The sequence below is a fragment of the Serratia aquatilis genome, assembly GCF_044865145.1.
GTDB lineage: Bacteria > Pseudomonadota > Gammaproteobacteria > Enterobacterales > Enterobacteriaceae > Chania > Chania aquatilis.
In genome coordinates this window covers 4894905-4907902 of record NZ_CP173186.1, presented here as the reverse complement: position 1 = coordinate 4907902, position 12998 = coordinate 4894905, and the positions used below count along the sequence as shown (strand labels likewise).

Genomic DNA, 12998 nt, shown 5'->3' with positions numbered 1-12998 from the left:
ACACTTTTTGGAGTTCGATGTGATGGCTTCTCGTGAGCTCTTTCTTTGTCGAAGTCTTAGAGGTCGGATAAACGGAATGCTTATTTTTTGCCCACTTTCTAACACAATGATTAGGTGGTGAGAGGATTTTGCCCATGTGGGAACGTCGTCGCGGCCTGTGTTAGCATAACGGTCATTCACTAATGCGTTGTGGTCTCAGGATAATCCGAGGTAGGACTTGTCATCTCTGGAGATAGGTTAAAACGTGAGAATTGATGAAGTAGAGAAATGGCGACCTTTCATTGATGCTGAGGGTGTAATTTGGGACCTTTCCTTTCTTGACGCACATGAGGTGATATACACGCATCGCAGCGAGGGCAAAGAAGACAAGATCTACAAATTCATCGTTTCCTATTCATTTCATTGTTTTTGCAAAGGTTACTCGGAACAGAGTGAGGAAGAAAAGCGGGCATTGATGTACCACTCGCCAAAGGAGTCCCGCCCGTTTTGTAAGATCCGTTACCGCCTGGCACAACGTTATCTTAGAGACATGATACTTTCACTCGATCGCCAAAGAATTATTCATGCCGGCTATGGCAGCTATGCGGTGATCGAAGTGCTGAATGAAGAGGGTGAACACTGTTATTACTACGTCCCCTTTAGAGTATTCCGGGAGCGGAAAAAACTCAGAATTCATGTGACCAGCGCCTATGCCGTCGATACCAAACCAGGGGGAGGTAAGGTCGGTTTTTATATCATTGCAAGTAAGTTGCTGGCTGGCAAACCACTACCTCACCCCTGAAATAACAAAACCCACCTTAAGGTGGGTTTCGCCAGATAACTTCTCTGGTATTCAGAAGCGCCTTTACCGGACTTGGCCAGACCAACTTAGTTGGTAGCGGGATGTCTGGATAAACCAGTCTGCTGCATCCTTGTGGTTATTCTAGTGTATGTTTACTGTTAATGCACCAACTATTGGTGCATTAATGATGGTTTGTTAAACAGCATGCAAAAGTATAAGCATCAATAACTTATGAAGGGGGACTGTCATGTATATGCAATGTGGCCGCAGGGTGTATCCTCAGCGCCACCCGATTACCCTATAACGAAATACGCTTAGCCAGTCCCGAGGTTAACCCGGTCTGGCCAGTCATAGCACCACTGACCACACCTGTTATCCCGGCCCATATAGTCTCGCAGAATGCTGTAGCGACAATTAATGTATAACGGAATAATTTCTTCATAGGCTTTTTCTCATTTGCAAAATTCATAAGCACAATACTTGCACAACGTATAAGTATAATGGAGAGAAAGAAGGCCGGAATGAAAGGTAAGGCCATGAGAATCGAACTCATGCTACTGGCTAAGTGCATTTTAAATGAATCATAACGAGTTAAGATTTAGCGGGCAATGGATTTCAATCAACGTTCAATTTTAACCAGCTGATAACGCTGAGTATTGACCATAACCAAAAATATATATCCATTAAAATCAGAGGCTGTACCTATCATAAGAGGTAAAGTTAGTCAGCGCCGTGTTGAACATTTTTGACACATCTGACAATGGTATTGATAAACATCGTACCACCACACTTCAACTTCAAACCCCGCTAAAAACACACAAGGTGTTGCGGGGCGCAACAGTGATTAAAAATTAAGCGGTGTTGTCGGTCGCAACAGTGGCTAAAAAATATACAGTGTTGCCGGTGGCAACGGTGGCTAAAAATCATACAGTGTTGCGGGGCGCAACAGTCGCTAAGATCAATTGTCGCCGTTGAGAAAATACTTTCCCGTTGTTTGAAGACCCGCCGTTCTCTGACTATCTCACTCTGCGTCAACTATCGAATAGAGGCTGTCATGACTGACAATGCGGAGAAAAAGGACGGTAAGAAAGTCGGTGCGCTACATTCTGAACTGAGGATTGATTTGCATACCTTCTATGCGATCAGTACCTGGGAAGGAAGAGAGAGGGGGACGAGGAAAGATACCATCATCGGAATGCCGCGATTTTTCCGCCTGGTTTCCAGTATTAACCGAGATTCCCTGGCTGATAATCCCTATGCGGATGCCGTAATGTATCAGCTTGAAAAACTGATTGATGAAGCACACAAGAATGTTCAGCGTTTGTTGGATGAGGCAAATGATCTGATAGCCGATCTCCCCAGCGGTATTTCGTTGTCCAATGTTGTTTCCAAGTCCCCCCTGAATATTGGCGTGCACAGTCATACGCCTTTAGGATACCGCTGCGTTTACCTTCTCGTTGGCTTTGACCAACTGGCACTGAAATTATTCCAGGCTCACCATTACGGGTTTATCTCTCGGCAGCATCGTGACGACCGGCTGTACCAGGGGGGATACCAAATTCGCAAAATATTCTCGGCGGCACAGCACTACCGCTCATTCCCCATCACCCGCAGAGATATTGTGTTGGCGACGGAAACCATACCCCCGGCGCAGCAGTATTTTGGTGAGGTAGATCGTGAGGTGCTATTGGGCAGAAAACGCTCGCGCTTCTCCCCACGGGTTAATGCTGAAAGTCTTCGCTTGTTACATGAACGATTGCGGCATACGTCCAGGGATCATAAGGCAGAAGAAAGCATCGATAAACAAGGAGATAAAGATGAGCGTCAGGGGTAAGCGTCATTTCTGTCATGTTGCCTGTGTGGTGTTATCCGCCGTTCTGTTGACGGGATGTGCCGGTAGCGATGTTGCCGAGTTGAACAAGAAAGTCAGCGACATGAGCTACGGCTTGCTCTCACTGGGTAAAAAAGCCGACAGCCATGAGCGTGGTGGTTTGCCTGCGATGTCAACGAATTCACCGGTAATTGATAAGAAAACCGCCCGAGAATTCGAGGTGCCGGTGGATGTGGATACCGCAGCCGCACGAGTCAAACGGTATTACCATTTCACTTCCAGTGATGTGGTAAACACCCTGAAGGGGCAGGGGTTGGAAGGGGGGATGAAGGCGGCAGCGATCACCCAAGGGGGCTATGCCTGGGACGCGCAACCGGGGGCCTACTACAAGATGGGCAGGGATTGGGGCGCTGATGAGGGGATTGAGGACACTATTCTGATTGAGCTTGAAAAAAATGGGGCGGGGAGTCGTATGTACATTACGTTCCGCTCCAGCGAGGCTACTCACGTTACTGAGGCTTATACCGGCAAATTGTTTGCCCAAATCAAACAGGTCGCTGAAGGCAAAGTGCGCTAACGGCGTCTGTATCCTGTGATGGTCCGGCTGGGCCATCTTCGAATTTTTATTCACCTGTCATTTTAGTGCTATGCCCCTGTGGGTAGAGTGTTGTGCATTCTGAATCTGACGGGCTCACTTTCATGGATAATGGAATGAAACTATTTCTGTGTGAAAAACCCAGTCAGGGACGGGATATTGCCGCTGTGCTGGGCGCAACGGAGAAGAAGAGCGGTTATTTGTCAGGTGCGGGGGTGACGGTGACCTGGGGGTTTGGGCATCTGTTGGAGCAGGCCAGCCCTGATGTGTACGGCGAGCAGTTTGGCAAACCCTGGCGTACCGAGGTGTTGCCGGTGTTGCCCACGCAATGGCAAATGCAGATCAAACCCGAATCCAAAGTGCAGTTTGAGGTGATACGAAAGTTGTTGCTCAAGGCGGATTGTGTGGTGATTGCGACGGATGCCGACCGAGAAGGTGAAGTGATTGCCCGTGAAATCCTTGATTATTGCGGTTATCAGGGCAACGTCGAACGGTTGTGGCTCTCGGCGCTCGATGAAGCCAGTGTTCGGGCCGCACTGGCCGCGATAAAACCGGGGCATAAAACGTATCCTTACTACCTGGCGGGTCTTGGCCGCTCTCGCGCAGATTGGCAAATCGGCATGAATTTGACCCGTCTTTACACGGTCAAAGCCCGTGATAGCGGCTACGGCAATGTGCTTTCAGTCGGACGGGTACAGACGCCGACGCTCAATCTGATTGTTGAGCGCGATCGGCACATCGCGGGTTTTGTGCCAACGCCCTTTTTTGTGGTCACGCTGGCACTGGCGTCCAACGGTCAGTCATTTCAGGCGCAGTGGGTGCCCGCAGCAACCTACTGTGATGAGGAAAAGCGCTGTATCCAGCAAGGGGTGGCGCAGCAGGTCGTCCAGCTCTGCCAGCAAACGGGTGTTGCCACGGTCACAGAGATAGAGACCAAACGCGAAACCGTCTCGGCCCCGCTCCCGTTTGATCTGGGTACGCTACAGCAGCAGTGCTCAAAGCGTTGGGGATTGGGTGCTCAGCAGGTACTGGATATTGCCCAGGCGCTGTATGAAACACATAAAGCGACGACCTACCCACGTACAGACTGCGGGTTTCTGCCGACCTCGATGTTGTCTGAAGTCCCCACCGTTTTTTCCGCCCTGGTAAAAAGTGACCCAGCCCTGTCGACGGTGCTGGAACGGTTGCAGGCAGGTTTTGTTTCCCGTGCCTGGAACGATAAGAAGATCACCGCCCACCACGGTATTATCCCGACAAAGCAACCTTGCGATTTGGATAGCATGAGTGACACGGAGCGTCAGGTCTACCTGCTGATCCGACAGCACTATCTGGCGCAGTTTCTGCCGGTTTATGAACAGGATGCGACCCGTGTTTCTCTCAACTGCGGCGGTCAACTGTTTAAAACCCGTGGCAATGTGGTGGTGGTGCCGGGCTGGAAAATCCTGTTTGAGAAAGAGCCGGTGGACGATGAAGCGCAAGAGGATACCGATAACGCGCGGCTTCCGCCTCTGCAGTCGGGAACGCCGTGTCGGGTGACGGGGGCTGAGATGAAGCCCCAGCAAACCCAACCCCCGGAGCATTACACGGAAGGTACCCTGATTGCAGCGATGAAAAATGCCGCGCAGTTTGTGACCGATCCCCGACTGAAGAAAATCCTGAAAGAGAATGCGGGGCTGGGGACGGAGGCGACACGGGCCGGGGTCATCGAAACCCTGCTGGCTCGCGGTTTCATTGTAAAGAAGGGGAAGTCTTTGCGTGCTGCCGTGGTGGCCGGTGAACTGATGGACATGCTGCCCGTGCCGTTGAAAGATCCCGGCATGACCGCGCTGTGGGAGCAGGCGCTGGATGAGATCGCCGAAGGCAAGATGTCACTGGATGATTTTATGGCCAAGCAGTCAGCCTGGACGGCCCAGTTGGTCGAGAAAGGGCGTCAGCAAGCGATAAGCATCACCGTTCCGCCCTCGCCGCCGTGCCCGGTGTGCGGTGGCGCGACCTTGCAGCGTAAGGGGAAATCGGGGCGTTTCTGGGGTTGTCTGCGTTATCCTGACTGTACCGGGATAGTGAACCTGCCACAGCGCACCCGACGCCGAAGTGCCGCAAAAAAGAAAGTACGCTGAAGGGTAATCAATTTTCCATTGCGCTCGATACAGCGGTTTTGTTATTTTGCTTTTGCTTCTGAAGCACCCCGTGATTACTGCGGTTACCAGTAACGTGCACCCTGCCTTTACCCGAGACAGGGGGGTACAAGACGCAAAGTCTCAGTGAAAAACGCGTCGGGTTCGAAGGCTCGGCCTCTGAGTTGATAGATGTAGTGACAACAGCCTGTGGTGCAGGCGTGCGGGGACGGTATCAGGATGATGCGGTCCCCGTTTTTTTATGCGGTATAGGGGGGGGTGTATGCAGTTAAGCCATGATTTCAGTGGGGCTTTGAGAACGTTTGCGTACTTCATGGCCAGTGGAACGCATTACATGCTTAAGGGTGTGGATTACCTCGATTTATATGGAACCGAACCGAGTGCAATTGAAATGGTCTTCGCAATATTCGTGAATGTCATAGAGCTTGATGATGAAGGTAATGTGCTCAATTTCACGTATGCCCAAAAAAGAGCGACTGATTACTTGAGGTCCTATTGCGAGCCATCCTTCCAAATAATACCGCCGCTAGAGGACTGGGAAATGGAGCTCTATTGTCCCCCTTCACGCTGAACCCATTTGTTGTGCCGGATAAACTTAAAACTTAATGGGAGTTGGTAAAGTGTTGACTTCTTTTTAGCCCGTTTGAATAATGACCAAGCTAACTCGTTGTCCCTGACAACAGCCAATGTCCTGGTGATTTGAGAAGGACGCCTTCGGGCAATCACAAGCCAAAGCGACCTTAACCTGAGAGGACGCGCTCTAGAGCGGTAACCCCCCTGAACCTTTGAGAGCGGGGATCGCAGTGTACTGCGATGAAGGTGCACTTATCCAACTCAACAGACCGTCAGCGTCTTCACGTTGACACCCTGCGGGAAACTCCCGTAGGGGACGTTTCTCCGCGTACCGGTTTATTCCCAAGGAGAAACACCATGTCTCAAGCTACTGCGACTCAAAATCAGACCAGCTATTTCAATCTGCATGTTGATGGTCTGGGGTATCTCAGCCATCTCCGTGAAATCACCACGGCCAACGGTTCATTCCTGACCTGCGTGATTAACGCCTTACACGGTTCGACTGAGAAACCTGACTATACGCGCTTCGATGTAACCGTCTCGGGTAAAGAGGCCAGCGGTTTACTCCGGCGCTGCCAGAAAGCCGTCGATGAAGAGAAAAAAGTGCTGTTGGGCTTCAAACTCAGCAACCTGACGGCAGATGTGTTCACCTTGACCAAAGGCGATCATGCAGGTGAAACCCGACCGACCCTGAAAGCCCGGCTGATAAAAATCAGTTGGATAAAAGTGGGGCAGGAGATGGTTTACAAGGCGGAGAAATCAGCGTCAACACCAGAGGCTCCGCCCAGTAACGCCAATAAACAATACCCAGACAATGCCTTCTAGGTCGTCCATGTAGCACCCCCTTACGCCAGAGCTTCTCTGGCGTTTTTTTTCTTTTCGGGAAATGAGTTGTTGATTGAGGGGGCGGTTGAAGATTCGCACAGTGGGCACGTCTTGTTGACTGCTTACTGAGGATATTCATGAAACCCCATTCCCTTTCCCTGTGTTTATTGGCGGCGGCGGTACTGACCGGGTGTGTCAAATCGCAAAAAAACCTGCCGCGTGACCCGGTCTCCCCGCTGGCCGGTGTTCAGCTCTCCAGCAATGTTCAATCGGCGCAGCCCGACCTGTTTGCCACCCCGCTGGAGGTGGTCCGCTATGACCGATACCTGCTGGTCAGTACGTCGCCTTCTCAGGCACAACGCGCCCCGCTGGAGCAGGTGATTGATATCCGTATCCCGGCGTCTCTTTCGCCCACGGTGGCGGATGCGATGCGTTATGCCCTGCGCCAGTCCGGCTTCAGCCTGTGCAGTATCACCTCCGCCAATCGGGTGCTTTACAACCAGGCACTGCCCGCCGTGCATTACCAGCTTGGCCCCATTCGCTTGAGTGAGGCGCTGCAAATCCTGGCCGGACCAGCCTGGCAACTGGAGGTGGACGCGGTGCAACGGGTGGTGTGTCACTCGCTGCGTGACGGGTTCCGTTTACCGCCAGCGCCCACCCCTGCGCCCAGTGTCAGCAGCAGTTTTCTGCAACCTCCCGCCATCAAGACGGTGACCCCGGTTGTGCAACCGCAACCCGCTCCGGCCCCCGCCCGGCAAAGGATGCTGAAATGAGTGAAATAATGGAGGAAACCCTGCCCGTTCGACCAGGCAAGGCAATGCGGGTATTGCGTTATGGCGTCTTCACGCTCCTGGTGCTGTCCGTTGCCGGTATCGGCGTCAAGGTGATGCGTCAGTCTGCCGAGATAGCCACCTTGCAGACGGCGTTGGGACAGGTACCGGGGCGGGATGCGGTGCAGCAGGAACTGGACCGGTTGGGCGAGCAGCTTAATCACAACCGCGAGGCGCTGACCGCTTTGTCGGCCTCACTGGAGAGGGTCAAGGCTGCGTCCGCGGTGGATAAACCCGCCTTTGAACAACTGGCGCAACAGGTGCGCCAGCTCGAGACCCAAGTCAGCCAGCCGGTATCGTCAGATGCACAGGCACTGCAGGGCGTTCATGCCACGATGGCACTGCTGCAGGCCCGTGTTGACACCCTGGAACAACGGGCCGGTGCAGCACAAACACCGGCAATCAAACCAGCAACCTCTGCCGTCACTCCAGCGGCGACCGTGCCCACCGTCAAGAAATCCCCCTCCCGGAGCGCCCGGTCTGTTGCTGCCCCTTTCCGTCTGACCAGCATTGAACGGCGCGGCGGCACGGTGTTTGTCGCCGTGGCCCCGCTGCAGGCGTTCAACCTGGCCGATATCCGGTTGATGGAGACCGGTGAGACCTTTCAGGGCTGGACGCTGCTGTCCGCCGCAGGCAATCAGGCCCAGTTCAGCGTCGCAGGTCGGACGCAGACGCTGAGCGTGCAATAAAGGAGGTTCAGGATGAAATTGACATCAATCGCGCTGGTATTGGGCCTGGGACTGGCCCCGCTTTTCTCGGCAACCGCTGCATTGCAAACCGAGCAATCCCTACAGGGCAATACCGCCAGCGTCAGCACCACCTTGCAGGCGCTGGAAGAGGCACAGTCGAAAAAAAGTGCCCAGGAGTGGGGGCTGACCACCGAGGAATGGCAACGTTTTCAGCAGTTGAGTAAAGGACGGCGCGGGATTTTATCGCCGGGGTTGGACCCGATTACCACGCTGGGTATCGAGGCGCGGACGGAGGAGGAGCGTCGTCATTTCGCTGAGCTGTCGGTCAAACAGGACTTTCAACGGGTGGAGGCCGAACTGGCGTTTCAGCGTGAGGTGAATGCCGCCTGGCAACGCATCTACCCCGATATCCTGCCAATTCAGGCCGTGGGCAGCACAACGGCTGCGGGCAACGGGCGACTGGCGCTGTTCGTCCGGGCTGACTGCGGCGCTCCTTGTGAAACCAAGGTCGCCTCGCTGTTGGCCACCCAACGCCCGTTGGATATCTACCTGGTGGGCAGTGACGGCAAAGACGAGGCGGTGCGGGCCTGGGCAAAGAAACTGGCTATCCCGGTCGAGCGGGTCAAAGCCAAAACGTTGACGCTCAATCATGACCGGGGCCAATGGCTCAAATTCGGTCAGGGGCGGATGCCGGTGGTGCTGCAACAGGGAGAGAAGGGATGGCAAATTACCGCCTATTGAGTGCGCTGGCGCTGTTGTTGAACAGTGCCAGTTGCCCGGCCGCGGTGTCGTCCCAGACGATACCGGCGGGGTACTACCAGGTGGCGACGTTGGAGCGGGTGCCCGCCGAGGCCCTGTACAGCCTGGCGCTCACTGAATCTTCCAAAAAACTCCCGCACGGTGTTCGACCCTGGCCGTGGACCATCAATGTGGCCGGGAAGGGTTACCGTTACGCAACGAGGCAAGAGGCTTACCAGGCGTTACTGGGATTTATGCGCAGCCATTCGCTGAAGCGTATCGATGTCGGCATTGCTCAGGTCAATCTGGGCTGGAATGGTCACCATTTCCGTTCTGCCTGGGAGGCCTTCGACCCTTACACCAATCTGCACGTGGCGGCCCGCATCCTGCGCGACTGCTACGACAAACAGCCGGGGAGCTGGATAACGGCTGCCGGGTGTTATCACCATCCTGCAGGCGGTCAGCCTGCCCGAACTTATCAAGCCATCGTCAAACGGCACTTGAACCGCCTGCAACCAGCTACGGGGATACTGGTCTCAAATGTTGTCGTTGAACCCACTCAGGGAGTACATCCATGAATACCCGTTTTTTAACCCGTCTCCTGATACTCGGTCTCCTGAGTGCCGCGGCTTACGCGGAACTGAAGGTGATTGCCGATTTGGGCGGCACCTCAACGGCAGCGTATTTTGAAGGCATCAACAATCAGGGGTCGGCGCTTGCCCCATCGAGTGAGCCTTCTCCTTTATCCCTGTCGGCAGCCACCGGATTGCCGGTCAGTACCCCCGAATTGACACCGGGGAACGTCGAGGCCCGGGCATTGAGCCTGCCGGGGATGCGCCCGCTGTTCCTGATTGGCGATGACGATCTGTCACGTCGCTGGCTCGCAATGCGCCGTGATGCATTGGTGCAGCTGAACGCCATGGGCCTGGTGGTGAATGTGGTCAGTGAGGCGGCGCTCAATGACCTGAAGAAACACGCCGACGGGCTGGAGTTGCTGCCGGTCTCTGGCAGTGACCTGGCGAAACGGCTGGGGCTATCCCATTACCCGCTGTTGCTGACCGAGAAAGGGCTGGAGCAATGAGACCGGGCCTGCCGCTGGAGAGTTTGCCGTGGGGGATGGCGTTGCTGTTGCTCAGCCTGCTGGTGTGGTGGGCTTTGCTCGCCCGGGGAAAGTCCCTGCGCCATCGCCGCTATCAACAGCAGGCCCAACGTATTCTTGACCGGCTCCCCCAGTTGGCGGGTGATGGCCAGCGCCTGACTTACCTGCGCACCATCAACCCTTATGTGTTTGAAGAGCTGCTGCTGACCGCCTTCGCGCGCCAGGGGTACCGCATTCAACGCAACCGGCGTTACAGCGGTGACGGTGGACTGGACGGGCAGGTGTGGATTGACGGGCAACGTTATCTTATCCAGGCCAAACGCTATGCCCGTGCCATCACGCCGACCCACGTGGCCGAATTCGGCGCGTTGGTGCGCCGCGAAGGTTGCCGGGGGCTGTTTGTCCACACCGGACGCACCGGCCCCAAAAGCCGCACCGCACTGGCGCGACACACAGAGATTGAACTGCTCAGCGGGCAACGCCTGCTGGCGCTGTTGAAAAAGGATATCCCCTGATGAGTGACCGCTATGTGATTGAGGCCATGCTGCGGCCTGCGGTTGAACTGAATACGGCGGTGGTGGCCGCCTGTGCCAGCTATATCTGTGCGACCGCGCCCTGGGCGGTGGCCTTGGCCCCGACGGTCAGTTACGTTACCGCCGGTGGGTTTGCCGTGTTCGCCCTGAAACGGACCCGCGAAGGCCTGTTGGTGTTGCGTTACCGGCGCAATATCCGCCGTTTGCCCCGTTACGTGATGACCAGCGCCGAGGTGCCGGTGAGCCATCAACGCCTGTTTATGGGGCGGGGGTTCCTGTGGGAGCAGAAGCACACCCAGCGTCTGCTGGCCACGCTGCGCCCCGAGGTGGAACGTTATGTGAATCCCCCGGCGTTATACCAGGCGGCGCGTCGCTTTGAACAACGTTATGAATACCGCTATCCCACCCTGTGCAAATGGCTTGCCAGCCAGTCTGCTCTCAACCCGGTACGACCGTTGCCGGACGTCGGCGGCAAACCTGCGCTGCACGGCATCGAACCGGATGAGGTCAATGTCTCGCTGAACCTGCTGGAGCGGGTAGGGCATATGTTGGTACTGGGCACCACCCGCGTCGGCAAAACCCGCCTGGCCGAGCTGTTAATTACCCAGGATATCCGGCGTGGCAATGTCACCATTGTGTTTGACCCGAAAGGGGATGCGGACTTGCTCAAGCGTATGTATGCCGAAGCGCACCGCGCCGGTCGTGCCAGCGAGCTGCAGGTGTTTCACCTGGGCTGGCCGGATATCAGTGCCCGCTATAACGCCGTGGGGCGTTTTAACCGTATCTCGGAAGTGGCCACCCGCGTCGCCGGGCAACTGGAGGGCGGTGGCAACAATGCGGTATTCCGGGAGTTTGCCTGGCGGTTTGTCAACATCATCGCCCGTGGCCTGGTGGCACTGGGGCAACGCCCCGACTTTGGCCTTATCATGCGTTACGTCAATAACATCAGTGACCTGTATGAGGATTACGCCGAGTTCTACCTGTCGCAACACGCTCCTGCGCTGTGGGGACAGATTGAAGGGCTGGTGCCCATTCTGGATGAGCGTGATGTACCGCGCCATATGGAAGGGCGGTCGATGCGGGTGGTGGCGATTGAGCAGGTGCTGGGCAGCGATGAGGGCAAGCGGATCTACGACCCTATCCTCGACGGCCTGCGTTCTTCGGTGCGCTACGACCAGAAATACTACGACAAGATTGTCGCCAGCCTGTTGCCGTTGCTGGAAAAGTTGACCTCCGGCAAGACGGCGCAGCTCATTTCCCCGGATTATACCGACCTCACCGATCCGCGCCCGATTTTTGACTGGCAGCAGGTGATCCGCAAAAAGGGCATTGTCTATATCGGCCTCGATGCGCTGTCAGACCCGGAAGTGGCGGCAGCGGTGGGCAACAGCATGTTTGCCGACCTGGTGAGCGTGGCCGGTCACATCTACAAGTTTGGTATCAACGACGGCTTACCGGGGGAGGAGGGGAAGAAAACCCCGATCAGCCTGCACTGTGACGAGTTTAACGAGTTGATGGGGGATGAGTTTATCCCGCTGATCAACAAAGGCGGCGGGGCCGGTATCGAGGTGACGGCCTATACCCAGACTCTGCCGGATATCGAGGCGCGGTTGGGCAGTGCCGCCAAAGCAGCGCAGGTGGTGGGCAACTTCAACAGCCTGGTGATGTTGCGCGTTCGCCACACCGAGACGGCGGAGCTGATGACCAAACAGCTGCCGGAGGTGGAGGTGTATACCAAAACCCTGGTCTCGGGCGTCACCGACATCTCCAATCCAGAGATGGGCAGTGATTTTACCTCCAATACCCAGGACAGAGTGAGCTCCGTGCGCACCCCGCTGATCACCCCGGCCAATGTGATCAACCTGCCAAAAGGGCAGGCCTTTGCGTTGCTGGAAGGGGGCAAGCTGTGGAAGATCCGCATGCCGTTACCTGCGGCGGGGAATGATGCCCTGATGCCGGAAAGTCTGGGAAAGATTGCTGAGTACATGAAGAAAAATTACCGCACGGGCGATACCTGGTGGTCGGGGACGGCCCTGCCGGGCGACCGGGCACCGGAGAATGATCATGATGTGGTCTGAGAAGGAGCAAAGTGTGAAACAACAGTACCGTGTCCGCGCCGTCAAGGCATTCTGCCCCCGTCTGGGTGGCCCCGCCGAGGTGCCGGGGGAGATCCTGATGGTGTTAAACAGCCTACCCTGTTTAACCCCTTTCGTGCCGGAGATCCTGGCGGCATTAAACCAACTGGGATTTGATGCCCGCCGTGAACAGGAGCCTTGTCCGCCGGATCGGGTGGGGATCTGGGTAACGGTGTATGGCGAACCCATGTTGCTGCAGTGTGAGCTGGAAGCCCTGGGGCTGCATTAAGGAGA

Annotated in this window: 14 protein-coding genes; all 14 read left to right on the top strand. The window is 55.6% G+C overall.

All coding sequences use genetic code 11. The features are described from left to right. The first annotated feature begins 244 nt into the window (after window positions 1-244). The 14 genes from SAQUA_RS22290 (at window position 245) to SAQUA_RS22225 (ending at window position 12993) form a co-directional block, all read left to right on the top strand. Window positions 245-781: a stationary phase growth adaptation protein gene (locus SAQUA_RS22290; protein ID WP_076944323.1), complete on the top strand. Its 537-nt coding sequence runs from the start codon at window positions 245-247 to the stop codon at window positions 779-781. Between the two features lie 1054 nt (window positions 782-1835). After that, the gene (locus SAQUA_RS22285; RefSeq protein ID WP_380676512.1) at window positions 1836-2615 is read left to right on the top strand and encodes a PFL_4669 family integrating conjugative element protein; all 780 of its coding nucleotides are present in this window, start codon (window positions 1836-1838) and stop codon (window positions 2613-2615) included. Beyond that, window positions 2599-3189, top strand: coding sequence for a hypothetical protein (locus SAQUA_RS22280; protein ID WP_380676510.1), 591 nt, complete (start codon window positions 2599-2601; stop codon window positions 3187-3189). Before SAQUA_RS22285 ends, SAQUA_RS22280 begins: the two co-directional genes overlap by 17 nt. 134 nt (window positions 3190-3323) lie before the next feature. Next, the gene (locus SAQUA_RS22275; protein WP_380676508.1) at window positions 3324-5324 is read left to right on the top strand and encodes a DNA topoisomerase III; all 2001 of its coding nucleotides are present in this window, start codon (window positions 3324-3326) and stop codon (window positions 5322-5324) included. Window positions 5325-5604: 280 nt separating this feature from the next. Further along, a complete protein-coding gene (locus tag SAQUA_RS22270; RefSeq protein WP_380676506.1) occupies window positions 5605-5913 on the top strand; it encodes a hypothetical protein in 309 nt (102 codons plus the stop codon). A gap of 359 nt (window positions 5914-6272) precedes the next feature. Next, window positions 6273-6740 carry an STY4534 family ICE replication protein gene (locus SAQUA_RS22265; RefSeq protein WP_380676504.1) on the top strand — a complete coding sequence of 156 codons (468 nt, stop codon included), beginning with the start codon at window positions 6273-6275 and terminating at the stop codon, window positions 6738-6740. A 137-nt stretch (window positions 6741-6877) separates the two neighbouring features. Continuing rightward, window positions 6878-7513: a PilL N-terminal domain-containing protein gene (locus tag SAQUA_RS22260; RefSeq protein WP_380676502.1), complete on the top strand. Its 636-nt coding sequence runs from the start codon at window positions 6878-6880 to the stop codon at window positions 7511-7513. Next, window positions 7510-8259: a hypothetical protein gene (locus SAQUA_RS22255; RefSeq protein WP_380676500.1), complete on the top strand. Its 750-nt coding sequence runs from the start codon at window positions 7510-7512 to the stop codon at window positions 8257-8259. Before SAQUA_RS22260 ends, SAQUA_RS22255 begins: the two co-directional genes overlap by 4 nt. A gap of 12 nt (window positions 8260-8271) precedes the next feature. Further along, on the top strand, window positions 8272-9000 hold the full coding sequence (locus SAQUA_RS22250; RefSeq protein ID WP_380676498.1) for a TIGR03759 family integrating conjugative element protein: 729 nt from the start codon (window positions 8272-8274) through the stop codon (window positions 8998-9000). Beyond that, window positions 8979-9575, top strand: a complete 597-nt coding sequence (locus tag SAQUA_RS22245; RefSeq protein ID WP_380676496.1) for a transglycosylase SLT domain-containing protein — start codon at window positions 8979-8981, stop codon at window positions 9573-9575. Before SAQUA_RS22250 ends, SAQUA_RS22245 begins: the two co-directional genes overlap by 22 nt. Beyond that, window positions 9572-10078: an integrating conjugative element protein gene (locus tag SAQUA_RS22240; protein WP_380676494.1), complete on the top strand. Its 507-nt coding sequence runs from the start codon at window positions 9572-9574 to the stop codon at window positions 10076-10078. The genes SAQUA_RS22245 and SAQUA_RS22240 overlap by 4 nt, the downstream gene beginning before the upstream one ends. Then, window positions 10075-10611, top strand: coding sequence for a restriction endonuclease (locus tag SAQUA_RS22235; RefSeq protein WP_380676492.1), 537 nt, complete (start codon window positions 10075-10077; stop codon window positions 10609-10611). Before SAQUA_RS22240 ends, SAQUA_RS22235 begins: the two co-directional genes overlap by 4 nt. Beyond that, the gene (gene traD, locus SAQUA_RS22230; RefSeq protein ID WP_380676490.1) at window positions 10611-12707 is read left to right on the top strand and encodes a type IV conjugative transfer system coupling protein TraD; all 2097 of its coding nucleotides are present in this window, start codon (window positions 10611-10613) and stop codon (window positions 12705-12707) included. Before SAQUA_RS22235 ends, traD begins: the two co-directional genes overlap by 1 nt. 13 nt (window positions 12708-12720) lie before the next feature. Continuing rightward, on the top strand, window positions 12721-12993 hold the full coding sequence (locus SAQUA_RS22225; RefSeq protein ID WP_380676488.1) for a hypothetical protein: 273 nt from the start codon (window positions 12721-12723) through the stop codon (window positions 12991-12993). Window positions 12994-12998 lie beyond the last annotated feature (5 nt).